Raw genomic sequence first — 17,371 nt, 5'->3', positions numbered from 1 at the left:
GCCTTTTAGTAACTTTAAAACTTATTTTGTTATAGTGAAAAACTTTCTCCGCAACCGCAAGTTCTGTTTGCGTTAGGGTTGTTAAACACAAAGCCTGTACCGTTTAAACCTCCGGAATATTCTAGAGTTGTTCCTATTAAGTACAAAAAGCTTTTCTTGTCTACAATAATTTTTACACCATTGTCTGTAAAGACTTTATCTTCTTCTAGTTGTTCTTTGTCAAACTTTAAATCGTAAGACAATCCAGAACAACCACCGCTTTTTACACCTACACGTACATAGTCGTTAGTTGCGTCATAACCATCATCTGTCATTAGTTCAATGACTTTCTTTTTGGCTGTATCTGATACTTTTATCATAAATTAAATATATTAATTCTAAAGTGATTGCAAATATACAATTTAAGTAGGGTTTTACCATACAACCTTACATTATATTAACTAATACTAAGATTGATTTTAGTTATTGCATTTTTAATTGGTGTATAGAACGAAATTTACTTTTATTTCACAACCAATAAACTTTTATGTATTCATTATAAAGAGCAAGCTGTATGCTTGCTTATCTTTAAATTTATATGCTTAAAATTCTGTAAACGTGGTTTTTATGTTTTTTTTAATTTTTGAATGCAAGTATTTTATTGGGTTTTATCTTAACAATTTTTAGTCTAAATTCATTTTGTTATAGTGTGTTTTTTTATTCAAATTTCCTTTATTTAGGGATGAAATCTTACGGTTTTATGGTGTAATGTTTGTAGTTGTATTTGGTTAAGTGGTAATCTGATGATAAAAAACATGACTTTTGTCATAAGTTTATAACTTTTATCTTTTTATGTAAAGTTCTGTTTGAGTTTAAGACTGGTTGTGTAATAATATTTTTCTAAAGCCATAAATTATAAAATCAAGTGGTTCATGTAGGTGTATTTATAAATAAGCTTCTTATTTTTGCAGCATGATAGAAGATAAAAATCAAGAACGTACAGATTTAAGTCAATTAGGTGAATTTGGACTTATAGATCATTTAACTAAGCATTTTGAAATTAAGCAAGAGTCTACAATTAAAGGTATTGGTGACGATGCTGCTGTCTTGGAGTTTAAAGATAAGCAAGTGGTTGTAACTACAGATTTATTGGTAGAAGGTGTGCATTTTGATTTGAGTTATATGCCGTTAAAACATTTAGGTTATAAGGCTGTAATTGTAAATTTATCTGATGTGTTTGCTATGAATGCAGATGCAACCCAGATTACAGTATCTATAGCCATGTCTAATCGTTTTCCGTTAGAAGCTATTGAAGAATTGTATGCGGGTATTGAAACTGCTGCTAAGCTATACGGTGTAGATGTTATTGGCGGAGACACCACCTCGTCTACAACTGGATTATTAATTTCTGTGACGGCAATAGGAACCGTGTCTAAGGAAGATGTTGTGTTACGTAATGGAGCAAAACCTAACGATTTGTTAGTGGTTACTGGAGATATAGGTAGTGCATATATGGGGCTTCAAGTCTTAGAGCGCGAAAAAGAAGTGTTTAAAGTGAACCCGAATAGCCAGCCAGATTTAGAGCCGTATACTTATATTATAGAGCGTCAGTTAAAACCTGAAGCACGTCAAGATATTGTTAAATTACTGAAAGAATTAGAAGTTAAACCCACGTCTATGATTGATATAAGTGATGGGTTGTCTTCAGAAATTATACACTTGTGTAAGCAAAGTAAAGTGGGTTGCGATTTATACGAAAACAAAATTCCGTTAGACCCGCAATTAATTAGTACGTGTGAAGAATTTGATATTGATGCTACTACTGTCGCTTTAAGCGGAGGGGAGGATTATGAATTGCTGTTTACAATATCTCAAGACGATTTTCCAAAAATAAAAGCCAATCCTAATTTAACAGTCATTGGTTTTATGACCGAAGAACATGCCGGAATGCATTTGGTTACTCGTGCAGAAACCAAAATTCCTTTAAAAGCACAAGGTTGGAATGCTTTAAATGATCAGACTAATCAAGAATCTTAATAATTAGTGAAATGATGGCTCAGAATACGTTCGATTTTTTAATCGTGCTTGTTTTGAGCTATGTATTCTGTTTAAGATAGTATTGATTTCTTTAAATTTGGGAGTCAATTCAACTAAGTTGCCGTTGCTGTAAGTTGTTAATTCGCGATTACAGTGTTTGCACTTGTATTCCTTAACATGATGTGTAACTTGTTTGGTTACTTCGTAACTATGACCAAAAATATTACAATACAGTTTAGGTAGTGATCCTTTTTTTTGAGTCGGATTTTCCATAAGTTAATCTTTTAGAGTAATTAAACTTATAAAAAAAAATCATATAATCGATAAAAAGCATATTTATTCGATGAAATTTGTTAAATTTTGTAGGGTTTCACTTTCATTTTCTATGTAACTCATGTGTCCTCCCGGTAATGCTACCAATTCTACATCTGTATTAAGGGTTTGCTTAATAATGGTTTCTGGATCTAAAACAGGATCGTTATTACCGTAAATAATCATTTTTTTATAAGGAGAAAAATGGAATAAAACTTCTAAGTCTTGTCTTACCTTCATGCCTTCTTGTGCGGCAATGTAACCTTGTAGTGGTGTTCTTAATGCTTCACTTTTTAGCCAATCAATATCTTTGGCAAATGTTTTAGTGTTTTCTGGTTTAAATAAATTAGCGATAGACATTTTTACCATGGATTTGTAATTGCGTTTTACAACTTCAATCGCTCTATTTCGTAAATCTAATCGTTCTGGAGAATCTGTTTTAGCGGTCGAATTCATTAGTACCAAGCCTTTAATATTATCGGGTAAGCGTTCAGCTAAAACTAATGATACATAACCACCCATAGAGTGGCCCACAATATAATAGCGTCTTATTTTTAAATGATTCAAAACAGTTTGTACAGCATCGGCCATCATATCCATGGTGTGAATGTAACCAATGCATGCTGTATCTCCGTGTCCTAGTAAGTCAATGCAAATTACACGATGTTTTTTTGCCAGTTCAGGAGCTATCCGTTTCCACATGCTGCTGTTTTCTAAAAAGCCATGAAGTAGAATAATTGCAGTGCCCTTGCCTTGGTCGCTAAAATATATAGGAGAACCTTTATGTTGTAAAATCATATGTAATAAATGTTAAAACAAAGGTAGTAATCATTGCCTAATTTTCATCTAATAATATAAAGTAGGTGGTCTTTTACATAATAATTAGTTTTTATTGGATTACGAAATCGCTTGAGTGACTAACGTTACATTTTATTAAAAGAATTTGGTTCAAATTTGTGTAGAAACTAAGAGGTACAATGAAAAGAATTATAGTAATTGGTGGGCTGTCTGCAGGACCATCTGCAGCAGCGAAAGCAAGAAGAGAAAATGAACAAGCCGAAATTATTTTGTTCGAAAAAGGGGCTAATATAAGTTATGCGACTTGTGGTATGCCTTATGTTTTTTCTGGAGTTATAGAGAGCAGAGATAATTTATTAGTCGTAAAACCAGCGTTGCTTAAAACACGATTTAATATTGATGTCCGTTTAAACGAAGAAATCATAAGAATAAATACCAAAGAGAAAATTGTTTACACCGAAACCGATGGTTACAGATACGATACGCTTGTTTTTGCGACAGGAGCAAGTTCTGTGGTGCCACCAATAGATAATGTGAAATTGGCACAAGGTTGGTCTACGTGCCGCTCTATGGTCGATTTTGATAAGATTACAAACGAAGGACTTACTAGTAATTCAAAACACATTACAGTTGTTGGAGGAGGATTGATAGGTGTTGAAGTTGCTGAAAATTTAAAAGAAGCCGGGAAAAATGTCACTTTAATAGAAGGTGCTCCGTTTATTTTAAATATGTGGGAGAAAAAGTTTGCGAAATTTGGAGAGGCGGTTCTTGTTTCAAAAGGGATAGAAGTCTTGTCTAACACTTTTGTGTCTAAATTTGATATCGATAAAGATGGTAAAATTTTAGCAGTGATTACAAGCGATGGAAAACGTATTCCAACCGACTTTGTGGTTCTAAGTGCTGGAATTAAGCCCAACACCCAGTTACTTTTAGATGAAGGAGCAGAAGCAATTGGTAATGGCGCTTTAAAAGTAAATGCCTTTATGGAAACCTCTATTAAAGATGTGTTTGCCGCTGGCGATAATATTTCAATTAAAAACGTACAAACTAACGAAGATGATTATTTCCCATTAGGAACGCATTCCAATAAGGCAGGTCGTGCAGCAGGATCGAATGCTGTTAATGGAAATATAGCGTTTAAAGGTGCTTATAAAACAGCAATAGTTAAGGTGTTTGATTATACTTTAGCAAGAACAGGTATGAACGCTTCGGCCTTAAAGAAAAAAGGTATAGATTTTAAATCTGTTTTAGTGCTTGCAGGTTCTACGCCTAGTTATTACCCAAATCCGAAAGATTTAATTATAGAATTGTATTATAGTCCGAAAACAGATGAGATTTTAGGCGCAGAGCTTTTTGGTGAATATGGAGTAGATAAACGCGTTGATGTGTTGAGTACAGCAATCTATGCCAAGTTAAAAGTTTCCGATTTACCGCTATTAGATTTAGCGTATGCACCACCTTTTTCGCCGGCTAAAGATCCTGTAGTTGTTGCGGGATACGTTGTTGAAAATATCTTAAACAATAAAACTGAACAAATTTCGGTTGAAGATTTAGATGTTTTTATGGACAACACGCTTAAAAACGAGTATGTGTTATTGGATGTTAGAAATGAGAATGAATATGAAAAAGGAACCATTCCTGGAGCGGTTAATTATCCGCTAGATAGTTTAAGACAAAATATTGATAGCGTGCTTGCGCAAGAGAAAAAAGTGATTGTGTTTTGTCAAAAAGGCTTACGGGGATATTTAGCGGAGTCTATTCTTAGACATAACGGTGTAACGGATATCTTTAATATTGGAGGTGGCTTTAAAGTCTGGGAAATGTATAGTGATAAAATTGAAGTTCCAAACATGCAAATACAGCATGCATCAGTCTGAAATAATTTAGAAGTATATAATAATAAAAAAAACCGTTGCTTTGAAATGTTTCAGAACAACGGTTTTTTTTATTAATAATTATAAGTTTCTAATATCTGATTAATCTTTAACTGTGTAGGCGTTTTATGGCTGAAAACGCTTTGTTCACAAATTGATCTTCTACCAATACTGTAAATTCGTTGGTTGTCGAAACCACTTCGTAAAGTGTAATCCCTTCCCAAGCTAAACGTTTAAATATCTGATAGTATAATCCAGCGATTTTAGTATTGTCTGCCGGCAGACTAATACTAATAGCAGATAAATGGTTTTGAAGTCCGATTTGGTTTTCGTTAGTAAATAAATCTTCAATGTGTTTTTGTTCAGAACTTGATATTACAATGTTGCTTTCGTGAATTCCTCTAGTAAATGCATAAAATATATTCGATTTATCGCCTATTTTTTGAATGACTTTCGCATGGCTCTCAAACAAAGTCGTTGAGTTTTTGTAGGTATAATTAGATAGGTTGGAGCGTACGGTAATATCTCCCAAACTATTTAATACGCGTTTTAGTCGTACCGAATTTCCTAAATCTTTAGGAGGCGAGTATCGGCGTAAAGCCATCATAATGGCTCCGGATTTTACAGGTTTTCTTAGCATTTCAGAAATGGGTTCAACTAATTCAGTGGCAAGAGCTGAATAGTTTACAATGTTTCTAGAAATGGCTTCTTCTAAAAAAGGTTGGGCGAGTAGAATTTCTTCAACACAAGAGGCGATGGTTCTCATTTGTTAATTATTTAACATTTTGTGTAAATTTAGAACAAATTTTTCATTTTTATTTTAATTCATTCAACTCTATTTATATTTGAACTTTAAAATTTAGAAATTATGCTAGTATTAAAATTTGGAGGAACTTCTGTTGGATCTGTTAAAAACATGGCCAACGTTAAGCGTATCGTATCGCAAGGTGGAAGAAAAGTGGTGGTGTTGTCTGCGATGTCAGGAACTACAAATGCTTTAGTAGAAATATCTAACACTATTTTAGGAGGGAAATCTCAGGAAGCTTTAACTTTAATTGAAGCTTTGAATGATAAATATATAGACGTTGTAAACGATTTGTTTTCTAAGCAAGAGTTTGTAGATGAATCTTTAGAGTATGTTACTGCTGTGTTTAACGAATTAAGAGCGTTTGCATTATTACCACATTCTACTTTATTATATAATAAAATTGTGGCTAAAGGAGAATTATTGTCTACGTTTATGTTTAGTCGTTTTTTGCAACAAGACGGTTTAAAAGCGACATTAATTTCTGCTTTCGATTTTATGCGTACAGATAGATTGCAAGAACCAGATGCTTTCTATATCAAGAAAAATTTAAACACTATTTTAAAAGAAAATACAGAAACAGAGGTGTTTATTACGCAAGGTTTTGTGTGTTTAGATGCCGACGGAAACATTTCTAATTTAGAACGCGGAGGAAGTGATTTTACTGCAAGTATTATAGGAGCTGCAGTCGAGGCTGAAGAAGTTCAGATTTGGACAGATATTGATGGTTTTCATAATAACGATCCGAGATATGTGCACGACACAGATGCGATTTCTCATTTATCGTTTGATGAAGCTGCTGAATTAGCGTATTTCGGTGCAAAAATTTTACATCCGCAAACAGTAATGCCTGTACGTGATTTAAAAATTCCAGTGCGTATTAAAAATACTATGGATCCGTCTGCTCATGGAACTTTAATAGACGATTCTGCAGAAGGAGAAGGTATAAAGGCAATTGCAGCTATAGACGGCATTACAGCGATAAAAATTAAATCGGCACGTATGCTTCAGGCATCAGGATTCTTGAAGAAAGTATTCGAGATTTTTGAAAAATATCATACCTCTATAGATATGATTACAACGTCCGAAATTGCCGTGTCTTTAACAATAGATGATGCCACATTTTTAAAAGATATTGTTGCAGAATTAGAGGAGTTCTCTAAGGTTAGTGTAGATACTCACAGAACAATTGTGTGTTTGGTTGGGAATAATATTGTACACCATCCAGATACGCATAAATTATTCCAAATATTACAAGATATAAACATAAGAATGATCTCTTATGGAGGTAGTAATAATAACATTTCATTATTAATAAACACCAGTGATAAATTAGAAACGTTACAAAAATTACACCGTTACGTTTTTGAAATGTCAATAGCTTAACACGCCGATTTAAAAAGATAATATGATCTATAGAAAAGCTATTGAAAAAGATGTAAAATCTGTTGCCGAATTATTTAATGCGTATCGCGTTTTTTATAAAAAAGAAGCAGATTTAAAACAAGCAGAACACTTTATTTTAGAAAGGCTACAAAATAACGACTCAGAGATTTTTATAGCAGAAAAAGAGAACGATACTATTGTTGGTTTTGTTCAGTTATTTCCTTTGTTTTCTTCTACGAGAATGGAGAAATTATGGTTGTTAAACGATTTGTTTGTAAACCCAGATTATAGAGGTTTAGGTGTGTCTGTTAATTTAATTGAAGAAGCGAAAAAATTAGTGATACACACAAAAGCTTGCGGGATGTTTTTGGAGACAAGCAAATCAAATACAGTAGGAAATAATCTATATCCAAAAACCGGATTTGAGTTAAACAACGATTCTAATTATTACGAGTGGAATGCCAGTTAAATACTACAGTTTAAAAGTTATTCCAATGCTTTTTTAGGTTTTGGTCTTAATCAATGTTCTTAATAATTATAATAGGGTTAAACGGCACCATTTTGGTGTCGTTTTTCTTTGGTTTAGATCTTGAGTAGTTTAAAATAAATATCCCATACGCAAATGTAAATTTACAGCGACTACATCTCTGTCGCCATAATAATAGTCGTCTGTACTTATAAGGTAGCGTCCGTAACCAATTCCAATTCCTGTTTCGTAATTAAAACGCGTACCAATATTTCTGCGAATACCCCAAGTTGGTATTATGGTAAGGTCGCTAATGACGTTAATGTTGTTTTGGTTAGAAATTGTGAACCAATCTGGGTGATAACTGGTTTTTATAGATATAAAATTTCCGCTGTTATGGTCTATGCGTTTGTTTTTATTAGCGCGTTTCTTCAAATTGTAGTACCATCTTGGTTCTGCTGTTAAAACTGGAGTGAGAAGAAATCCTGATGTATCATAAAAATCATTCTCCCATATTCCTGCATCTAATCCAATTTCGCTTCTTAAAATAATACTACTAGTTAGTCGCGCTTCGTTGTTAATGTATATGCCTAAAAAGCCTGTTTGTATATTAAATAGCGACGATTCTACAGTTGCTGTTTGTGCTTGTACAAAGTGTGAAACAGAAAAAAGAGTAACTGCTAAAACAATATTTTTCATACAGGTGTGGGTTTGAAGGGTTAAGCACTTTGGAACAAAAAAAATCAGACCTAAAAAAAGATCTGATTTTTAATATAAAAATATATTTTAATTTTGAATTAACTATTCATAAGTGATTCAATTTCATCGGTTTCTAACGGAATGTTTCTCATTAAATTGAAAGGGTCTCCAGACTCTTGGATAACGACGTCGTCTTCTAAACGGATACCGAATTTTTCATCAGGTATGTAAATTCCTGGTTCAACAGTAAACACCATGTTTGCTTTCATAGGCTCTGTTAAAATTCCGTAATCATGCGTGTCTAATCCCATATGGTGAGAGGTTCCGTGCATAAAATATTTTTTATAAGCAGGCCAATCTGGATTTTCGTTTTGTACGTCGGCCTTATCTAATAATCCTAAGCCAAGTAATTCTGATGTCATTAGTTTGCCAACTTCTACATGATAATCGGCCCAGATAGTTCCTGGACGTAGCATTTTTGTAGCTTCTGTTTTAACACGATTTACCGCATTGTAAACTTGTTTTTGTCTATCTGTAAAAGTTCCAGAAACAGGAATTGTTCTGGTCATGTCTGAGGAGTAATTAGCATATTCTGCACCAACATCTAGTAAGATTAGATCTCCAGCTTTACATTCTTGATTGTTCTCTATATAGTGTAATACATTGGCATTGTTTCCAGAGGCCACAATTGGTGTGTAAGCAAATCCTTTAGAGCGATTGTTTAAAAACTCGTGCATAAATTCGGCTTCAATATTGTATTCCATAACGCCTGGCTTTACAAAATCTAATATGCGACGGAATCCTTTTTCTGTAATGTTACAAGCTTCTTGAATAATGTCTAATTCAATTTGGTGTTTTACAGATCGTAAACGCTGTAAAATAGGATTGCTTTTGGCAACACTATGTGCAGGATATGTTTTTCTTAACCAAGTATTAAATCGGTCTTCTCGTGTCTCTGTTTCTACATTGGCTCTGTAATGTTCGTTTGTGTTAATGTAAACGGTGTCACATTGCGTCATGATTTCTTTAAAAACACGTTCAAAATCTTGTAGCCAATACACTGTTTTAATACCAGAAGTTTTAAAGGCTGCGTCTTTATCTAATTTAGCTCCTTCCCAAACGGCAATATGTTCGTTTGTTTCTGTTAAAAATAAAATTTCTCTATGTTTTGGGTTCGGGCAATTTGGGAATAAAACAAGAATACTACTGTCTTGATCTACGCCGCTTAAATAGAATATATTGCGATCTTGTTGAAATGGTAATGCGCTATCTGCTCCGATAGGGTAGATGTCGTTTGAGTTGAAAACAGCTAAGCTGCTAGGTTTCATTTGAGCAGAAAAATGAGCTCTATTTTGTATGAATAAATCTGAATTAATGTGGTGATATTTCATTTGAATTGAAGTTTAAATGAGAAATTTTTCCAAAATTACGGATATAAAAAGTATTGATATAAATAGAATCCTTAAAAAGATGTTAAAGCTTTTTTTTGAAAAAATGATACAATTAAAAAGTAGTGTTGGGTAAGCGTTTTAAAAGATTATCCGGATTTGATCAAATTGTGCTAAAATTTGAGTTTCTTGAAGTTTCAAATTAAGATCTTTTTGGTTCAACGTTTGAATACTTTTAAAATTAATTGTAAACACTTGTTTTTAAGTGTATTATTTGTTTCTTTAAAATGATTCTAAATATAAATTAAAATGTCTGAGTTTTTGCCTATAAAACTATTCTAAGCTAAATTTGTTGGGAATAAAACTAATTATAAAAAAATGAGCGGATTTTTAAATTCATCAATAGGAAGAAAAGTCGCTATGGCGCTTTCAGCCTTCTTTCTTATGTTTTTCTTGCTTCAGCATTTTGCCATCAACATTTTATCGGTATTTAGTCCTGAGCTTTTTAACGAAGTATCCCATTTTATGGGAACAAATCCTTTAATTCAGTTTGCGTTGCAGCCGGTTTTAATATTTGGAGTTGTATTTCACTTTGTAATGGGGTTTGTATTAGAAATTAGAAACAGAAAAGCAAATGGTGTAAAGTATGCACAAAACAACGGTGCAGCAAATTCTACTTGGATGAGTAGAAATATGATTTGGAGTGGTGTTGCTATTTTAGCATTCATCATCTTACATTTTATCGATTTTTGGTTTCCAGAAATTAATACAAAGTTTGTTAATGGCGATTGGTCTGGTACTATGGAAGGTGTAGAAGGTTACCGTTATTACGAAGAATTAGTTCATAAATTTGCAAGTCCTATTCGTGTGGGTGCTTATGTTATTGCCTTTGTGTTTTTAGCATTACACTTATTACACGGTTTTACATCTGCATTCCAATCTATGGGAGGAACAGCCGGAAGAAAAAAGACATTGCAAACTATAGGTAAAGCATACTCAATAATAATCCCTTTAGGATTTATCTTTATTGCACTTTATCATTTTTTTAACCATTAATCTTAAATACAAATGGCTTTAGATTCAAAAGTACCAGAAGGTCCAATTAAAGATAAATGGACAGATTATAAAAATCATATAGATCTTGTAAACCCAGCGAACAAACGTAATATAGATATTATTGTTGTTGGTACAGGTTTAGCAGGAGGTTCTGCTGCGGCAACGTTAGCAGAATTAGGATATAACGTAAAAGCATTTGCTTATCAAGATTCTCCAAGACGTGCGCACTCTATTGCAGCACAAGGAGGAATAAATGCAGCGAAGAACTATCAAGGAGATGGGGATTCAAATTACAGATTATTTTACGATACCGTAAAAGGTGGAGATTACCGTTCTCGTGAGGCAAACGTACACCGTTTAGCTGAGGTTTCTGGTAATATTATCGACCAGTGTGTGGCTCAAGGAGTTCCTTTTGCACGTGATTACGGTGGATTATTAGATAACCGTTCGTTTGGTGGTGTATTAGTGTCAAGAACATTTTATGCTAAAGGACAAACAGGACAACAATTATTATTAGGAGCATATTCAGCAATGAACCGTCAGATTGCTCGTGGAAAGATTGAAATGTTCAATCGTCACGAAATGTTAGATGTTGTAAAAGTTGGAGGAAAAGCTAGAGGTATTATCGCTCGTAATTTAATTACAGGTGAAATAGAACGTCATTCGGCTCACGCAGTTGTTATTGCAACAGGAGGTTACGGAAATGTATATTTCTTATCTACCAACGCTATGGGTTCTAATGCTACTGCAGCTTGGAAAATTCATAAAAAAGGAGCGTATTTCGCAAATCCGTGTTATACACAAATTCACCCAACATGTATTCCACGTTCGGGAGATTATCAGTCTAAATTAACATTGATGTCTGAGTCTTTACGTAACGATGGTCGTATTTGGGTTCCTGCTAAATTAGAAGATGCTAAAGCGATTCAACAAGGGAAATTAAAACCTACAGATATTGCTGAAGCAGATAGAGATTATTACTTAGAAAGACGTTATCCTGCCTTTGGTAACTTAGTGCCTCGAGATGTGGCTTCTAGAGCTGCTAAAGAACGTTGTGATGCTGGTTACGGTGTTAACGCAACAGGCGAAGCGGTATATTTAGATTTCGCATTTGCAATTGACCGTTACGGAAAAGAGCAAGCTAAAATTCATGGTATTAAAGATGCTTCTGCAGCTAAAATATACGAATTAGGACAAGCTATTGTTGAAGCTAAATACGGAAACTTATTCCAAATGTATGAGAAAATCGTTGATGAGAATCCATACAAAACACCGATGATGATTTATCCAGCAACACACTATACAATGGGTGGTGTTTGGGTTGATTATAACTTAATGACGACTGTAGAAGGTCTTTACTGTATAGGTGAAGCTAACTTCTCAGATCACGGTGCAAATAGACTTGGTGCTTCTGCTTTAATGCAAGGTTTAGCTGATGGTTATTTTGTATTACCATATACTATTGGAGATTATTTATCTCACGATATTAGAACAGGGAAAATCCCAACAGACACTCCAGAATTTGACGCTGTTGAAAAAGAAGTTAAAGATCGTATCGATTTCTTCATTAACAATAAGGGAACAAAATCTGTAGATTATTTCCACAAACGTCTTGGAAAAGTAATGTGGGATAAAGTAGGAATGTCTAGAAACGCAAAAGGTTTAACAGAGGCTATGGCCGAAATTAAAGCGATTCGTGAAGAGTTCTGGAAAGAAGTAAAAGTTCCTGGTACTGCAAATGAAATGAACCCTGAATTAGAAAAAGCTGGACGTGTTGCAGATTTCTTAGAGTTGGGAGAATTGTTCGCTAAAGATGCTTTAAACAGAGAAGAATCTTGTGGAGGTCACTTTAGAGAGGAATCTGTAGAATTAGATGGAGAGCAAAAAGGTGAAGCAAAACGTGACGATGTTAACTATGCTTACGTTGCAGCTTGGGAATACAAAGGAGAACCTGCAGATGCGGTTCTACATAAAGAAGAATTAGAATTTAAAGATATTGAACTGAAACAACGTTCATACAAATAAGATTGACATTATGGATAATATGAATCTAACGCTTAAGATTTGGAGACAAAAAGACCAGAGTTCAAAGGGTCAAATGGTCGATTATAAAGTAACTGATATCTCAGAACATATGTCTTTCTTAGAAATGATGGATGTTCTTAACGAACAATTAGTAAACTCTGGTGAAGAGCCAGTAGCTTTCGATCATGATTGTCGTGAAGGAATTTGTGGTATGTGTTCTTTATATATTAATGGTGAAGCTCATGGTCCTGACCGTGGCATCACAACCTGTCAATTACACATGAGAATGTTTAATGATGGCGATACCATTACTATCGAACCATGGAGAGCAGCAGCATTTCCAGTAATAAAGGATTTAGTAGTAGATAGAATGGCTTTCGAGCGTATTCAGCAAGCTGGAGGTTACATCTCTGTAAATACATCTGGAAATACGCAAGATGCGAACTCACTACCAATTTCTAAGATTGCAGCAGATGAAGCTATGGATGCTGCAGCATGTATTGGTTGCGGTGCTTGTGTTGCGAGTTGTAAAAACTCTTCAGCAATGCTATTCGTAGGTGCAAAAGTATCTCAGTACGCCTTATTGCCACAAGGTCAGGTTGAAGCAACAGAACGTGTTAAAAACATGGTTGCGCAAATGGATCTTGAAGGTTTTGGAAACTGTACAAATACTGGAGCATGCGAGGTAGAATGTCCTAAAGGCATTTCTTTAGATAACATTGCACGTATGAACAGAGAATTCATGAAAGCAAACGTAAAGGGGTAATCTAAACCTTTTAATTGTTATAATATTAAGAATCCCAAGCGCACAGCTTGGGATTTTTTGTTTAGTTTTATCTGTTATTTAATTCGTATACAAGTTTAAATGAAATCTCCAATCACTTTTTATAAAGAACAAGCTCAAATTCATCAAGTCAAAGCAACGGCTTTAAATAAGCAAATGCGATTGTTAAGTATCGTGCGTTTATTAGTGTTTTTAAGTGCGGCTTATGGCGTATATTTAATGTTTTCTAATTGGCAAGTTGCCGTGGCTATTGCTGTTGTGGGGATTGGTTTGTTTTTGTTTTTATTGCTGAAGTATACCAATATAAAACATCAGCGTAATTTAGAGAAAGCTATTGTAGCGATTAATGAAGAAGAAATAAAAATAAAAACTGAAGGTTTTGTCGATCGTTTAGATGGTTTAGAGTTTCAAGATCCGTTGCATGAATATTGTTTAGATATCGATTTATTTGGACGAGGTTCTTTCTTTCAGAATATAAATAGAACATATATTAAAGAAGGGGCGGAGAAACTTTCTGAAGCACTTAAGGCAAATGATATTCATAATATCAATACGCGCCAGGATGCGATTAAGGAACTGTCAGATAAAGCTATTTGGAGACAAAATTATAGTGCTATAGCAAGTTTAATTAAAGTTGAAACACCTGCAAAAAGTATAAATAGTTGGTTGTCTAATTACAAACCTAAATTTGGTAGTATTCTAAAAATATTGCCTTGGTTTTTTACTATTGTAACTCTTGTTGTCTTTTCTTTAGTATATTTAAATATAGTATCTGCTAACTATTTAGGTCTTTGGTTATTGCTTGGTTTAGTAACTACTGGTGTGTATTTAAAATCTATTAATGTTATTGCTTCGCAAACCGATAAACTAAAGGAAACGTTTAAGCAGTATGCGGCTTTGCTTGATAACATTGAACAAGAAACCTTTCAATCAGAATTGTTAGTTGAAAAACAAAACCAAATTACTCAAGAAGGAGAAAAGGCTTCAGCTATATTTTCAGAATTATCGAAGTTATTAGATCGTTTGGATAATCGGAATAATCTAATTTCTGCCATTTTTGGAAATGGGTTTTTCTTGTTAGATGTCAAAAATGCATATGCCATTGAACAATGGATTAAAAAATATGCGCATAAAACCACAGATTGGTTTGAAGTCATTTCCTTTTTCGATGCGTATAATTCATTAGGAAATTACGCATTCAATAATGCTGAATTTGTATATCCGAAAATTGATAAAACTCAAGACGTTATTTCAGCTAAAAATTTAGGTCATCCCTTATTAAAGACAGAAAAACGTGTGGATAATGATTTAAATATTCACAACGAAGAGTTTTTTATTATTACAGGAGCAAATATGGCAGGAAAGAGTACGTTTTTAAGAACAGTTTCACTTCATATTGTGATGGCTAATGTTGGACTTCCTGTGTGCGCCCAAAGTAGTGCTTACAATCCCATTAAATTAATAACAAGTATGCGTACAAGCGATTCGTTAACCGACGATAGCTCATACTTCTTTTCAGAATTAACACGTTTAAAATATATTGTAGATGCCATCCAAACCGACCGTTATTTTATAGTGTTAGATGAAATTTTAAAAGGCACGAATAGTACAGATAAAGCTATTGGTTCGCGCAAGTTTGTTGAAAAATTAGTAGCGTCTAATGCCACAGGAATAATTGCAACTCATGACTTGAGTTTATGTGAAATTTCTGAAGAATTATCTCAGGTTAAAAATCATTATTTTGATGCTGAAATTATTAACGACGAGTTGTATTTTGACTACACCTTTAAAGATGGAATTTGTCAGAATATGAATGCTAGTTTTTTACTTAAAAAAATGGAAATTATATAAGTTTTAAAATCTTAAAAAAAATAAAAAAAGTGCTATTTTATAAATCGTCTAAATTTAAATTGTAACTCTGTTTTTGATAGTGTTTTGAATAGTTTGTTTTGTTATTTGAATTTAATATTATTTAACTGATAATAAGTATTTTATGTTCTAATATTTTTGAACATGTTGTTAATTGTTGTGTTGTAATAACTGTCTTTAAATTTTGAAATCGTTATTAAGGATATCAGTATAATAATTTTGACTTGAACCAAAAATAAAGCAGTGTTTTTTACGAGTTACATTTCGTTTTAACCTATTTTAAAATTGATAGTAAAATTCAAATAAAATATTAATTATTTAGTATGATAGAATTTATAATATAGACCTCAGTTTTTTCATCGTATCAATGAATTTTTTACCATTTACATATTGCCCAGATTTAACTTTTCAATTTTCATTTAAGTGTTTAAACTCATAAAATCTAAATATGCCATCGCCGAATTTATTTATGTAGTTGGAACAAAGAAAATCATTACCTTTTAATTCAAATCTTTTTAAATAATTAGCATGTACTCAATGAAAATGACAATCTAACATTATAGTGATCTATTAACCATTATTGTAAACTGTTATAAATAAATATGATCTGTGGTATTTTACTTCTTTTTAAAAATACACAAATATAATACAAGGCAAAAAGTGCAGTATTTTAATAAGTTATATGGTTTTTAGGTTTTTTTTAACAAAACTTAACTAAACTTAGGGATAGTTTTGAAGTCAAATACTTTTTAAAGCCTCCATATGAGAAAAATTATACTTACTGTTTTGGGCATACTTTTAATAGTTGCCTCTTTTTTTTTAGCGAAATATCTAATTGATAATAAAAACAAAGTAAAACCTGTAGCTCCGAAAGTGGTGAAAGTGGTTTTTGCAGATACCGTAAAAAATAGTACAATTCCTATTGTAATTCCTGCCAACGGAAATCTAACAGCAAAACGAAGATTTGAATTATATGCAGAGGTGGAAGGGATCTTTAAACCTGGTAACGTCTTATTTAAAGCTGGGCAAACCTATAAAAAAGGTCAGACCCTAATTCGTATAGAAGATTCCGAATATTATTCTACGGTGCAATCTGCTAAAAGTGATTTGTACAATTCTATTGCAGCTATAATGGCCGATTTAAGATTAGACTTTCCAGAAGTGTTTCCGAAATGGGAAGCCTATTTACGTAGTTTCGATTTAAATAAAGCAACACCTAAGCTTCCTGAAATGTCTTCAGAAAAAGAAAATTATTTTATAACAGGTAGAAGTATTGTTTCTAATTATTATAATGTTAAAAATTTAGAACAGCGTTTATCAAAATATGTGATTAGAACACCATTTAAAGGGATTCTTACAGAAGCTTTAGTCAACGAAGGTACTTTAATTAGAAACGGACAAAAATTAGGAGAATTTATAGATCCGTCGGTTTACGAAATGGAAGTGGCTATAAGTAAATCTTTTGCCGGTTTATTACAAGTTGGAGAGGCTGTCGCTTTAAAGAATTTAGAAGGTACCGAATCGTACACCGGAAAAGTATCTCGTGTTAATGGAAGTGTAGATGCTACAACGCAAACCATTCAAGTTTTTATTGATGTACAAGATGAAAATTTAAAGGAAGGAATGTATTTAGAAGCTTATGTAGATGCTAAAGACGAAGAAAATGCTATAGAAATAGATAGAAATTTACTGCTTGACACTAAAGAGATTTTTGTAGTTAGAGATTCAGTGTTAGATGTTATTCCTGTAAAACCCATACATTTTAGTGATACTAAAGTGGTTTTAAAAGACGTTCCAGACGGTAGCGTTATAGTAGCTCGTCCTATACAAGGTGGTTATGCTGGTATGTTGGTAAAAGTGTTTACAGAACAAGAGTCTAAAAACAACTAAGCA

Annotated in this window: 15 protein-coding genes; 9 read left to right on the top strand and 6 right to left on the bottom strand. The window is 33.2% G+C overall.

What is annotated here, in order from left to right; all coding sequences use genetic code 11:
* Positions 1 to 29: 29 nt before the first annotated feature.
* Positions 30 to 359 carry a HesB/IscA family protein gene (locus AST99_RS14810; RefSeq protein WP_057783008.1) on the bottom strand — a complete coding sequence of 110 codons (330 nt, stop codon included), beginning with the start codon at positions 357 to 359 and terminating at the stop codon, positions 30 to 32.
* A 592-nt stretch (positions 360 to 951) separates the two neighbouring features.
* Here AST99_RS14810 and thiL point away from each other — a divergent pair.
* Complete coding sequence (gene thiL, locus AST99_RS14805; protein WP_057783006.1) at positions 952 to 2,016, top strand: thiamine-phosphate kinase; 1,065 nt, start codon at positions 952 to 954, stop codon at positions 2,014 to 2,016.
* Between the two features lie 3 nt (positions 2,017 to 2,019).
* Here the strand turns inward: thiL and AST99_RS18485 are convergent, their stop codons facing one another.
* Together AST99_RS18485 and AST99_RS14800 are read right to left on the bottom strand one after the other, a co-directional pair.
* Positions 2,020 to 2,289, bottom strand: a complete 270-nt coding sequence (locus AST99_RS18485) for a hypothetical protein (RefSeq protein WP_083495702.1) — start codon at positions 2,287 to 2,289, stop codon at positions 2,020 to 2,022.
* A 63-nt stretch (positions 2,290 to 2,352) separates the two neighbouring features.
* Entirely contained in the window at positions 2,353 to 3,126 is a 774-nt protein-coding gene (locus tag AST99_RS14800; protein ID WP_057783004.1) for an alpha/beta fold hydrolase, read from the bottom strand.
* Positions 3,127 to 3,305: 179 nt separating this feature from the next.
* On the opposite strand from AST99_RS14800, the gene AST99_RS14795 reads away from it, so the two are divergent.
* The gene (locus AST99_RS14795) at positions 3,306 to 5,003 is read left to right on the top strand and encodes an FAD-dependent oxidoreductase (protein WP_057783002.1); all 1,698 of its coding nucleotides are present in this window, start codon (positions 3,306 to 3,308) and stop codon (positions 5,001 to 5,003) included.
* Positions 5,004 to 5,109: 106 nt separating this feature from the next.
* Here the strand turns inward: AST99_RS14795 and AST99_RS14790 are convergent, their stop codons facing one another.
* Positions 5,110 to 5,766, bottom strand: coding sequence for a hypothetical protein (locus tag AST99_RS14790; protein ID WP_057783000.1), 657 nt, complete (start codon positions 5,764 to 5,766; stop codon positions 5,110 to 5,112).
* Between the two features lie 102 nt (positions 5,767 to 5,868).
* On the opposite strand from AST99_RS14790, the gene AST99_RS14785 reads away from it, so the two are divergent.
* Positions 5,869 to 7,191 (top strand): aspartate kinase, encoded by a 1,323-nt coding sequence (locus AST99_RS14785; RefSeq protein ID WP_057782998.1) that lies wholly within the window; start codon positions 5,869 to 5,871, stop codon positions 7,189 to 7,191.
* Positions 7,192 to 7,213: 22 nt separating this feature from the next.
* Entirely contained in the window at positions 7,214 to 7,660 is a 447-nt protein-coding gene (locus AST99_RS14780) for a GNAT family N-acetyltransferase (protein ID WP_057782996.1), read from the top strand.
* Positions 7,661 to 7,789: 129 nt separating this feature from the next.
* On the opposite strand, the gene AST99_RS14775 is transcribed toward AST99_RS14780, so the two are convergent.
* Together AST99_RS14775 and AST99_RS14770 are read right to left on the bottom strand one after the other, a co-directional pair.
* A complete protein-coding gene (locus AST99_RS14775) occupies positions 7,790 to 8,356 on the bottom strand; it encodes a hypothetical protein (RefSeq protein WP_057782994.1) in 567 nt (188 codons plus the stop codon).
* Positions 8,357 to 8,454: 98 nt separating this feature from the next.
* Complete coding sequence (locus AST99_RS14770; protein WP_057782992.1) at positions 8,455 to 9,747, bottom strand: aminopeptidase P family protein; 1,293 nt, start codon at positions 9,745 to 9,747, stop codon at positions 8,455 to 8,457.
* A gap of 375 nt (positions 9,748 to 10,122) precedes the next feature.
* Here AST99_RS14770 and AST99_RS14765 point away from each other — a divergent pair, with 375 nt between their 5' ends.
* From AST99_RS14765 to AST99_RS14745, 5 genes are all read left to right on the top strand, one after another.
* Positions 10,123 to 10,800, top strand: a complete 678-nt coding sequence (locus tag AST99_RS14765; protein ID WP_057782990.1) for a succinate dehydrogenase cytochrome b subunit — start codon at positions 10,123 to 10,125, stop codon at positions 10,798 to 10,800.
* Positions 10,801 to 10,812: 12 nt separating this feature from the next.
* Positions 10,813 to 12,825, top strand: coding sequence for a fumarate reductase/succinate dehydrogenase flavoprotein subunit (locus tag AST99_RS14760; RefSeq protein WP_057782988.1), 2,013 nt, complete (start codon positions 10,813 to 10,815; stop codon positions 12,823 to 12,825).
* Between the two features lie 10 nt (positions 12,826 to 12,835).
* Positions 12,836 to 13,591: a succinate dehydrogenase/fumarate reductase iron-sulfur subunit gene (locus AST99_RS14755; protein ID WP_057782986.1), complete on the top strand. Its 756-nt coding sequence runs from the start codon at positions 12,836 to 12,838 to the stop codon at positions 13,589 to 13,591.
* 99 nt (positions 13,592 to 13,690) lie between these two features.
* Complete coding sequence (locus AST99_RS14750; protein ID WP_057782984.1) at positions 13,691 to 15,460, top strand: MutS-related protein; 1,770 nt, start codon at positions 13,691 to 13,693, stop codon at positions 15,458 to 15,460.
* Between the two features lie 780 nt (positions 15,461 to 16,240).
* The gene (locus AST99_RS14745) at positions 16,241 to 17,368 is read left to right on the top strand and encodes an efflux RND transporter periplasmic adaptor subunit (RefSeq protein WP_057782982.1); all 1,128 of its coding nucleotides are present in this window, start codon (positions 16,241 to 16,243) and stop codon (positions 17,366 to 17,368) included.
* The last annotated feature ends 3 nt before the right edge of the window (positions 17,369 to 17,371 follow it).

Origin of the sequence: Formosa algae, from assembly GCF_001439665.1 — a bacterium.
GTDB lineage: Bacteria > Bacteroidota > Bacteroidia > Flavobacteriales > Flavobacteriaceae > Formosa > Formosa algae.
The sequence above is the reverse complement of the archived record's forward strand: the minus strand, read 5'-3'. Positions and strand labels throughout refer to the sequence as shown.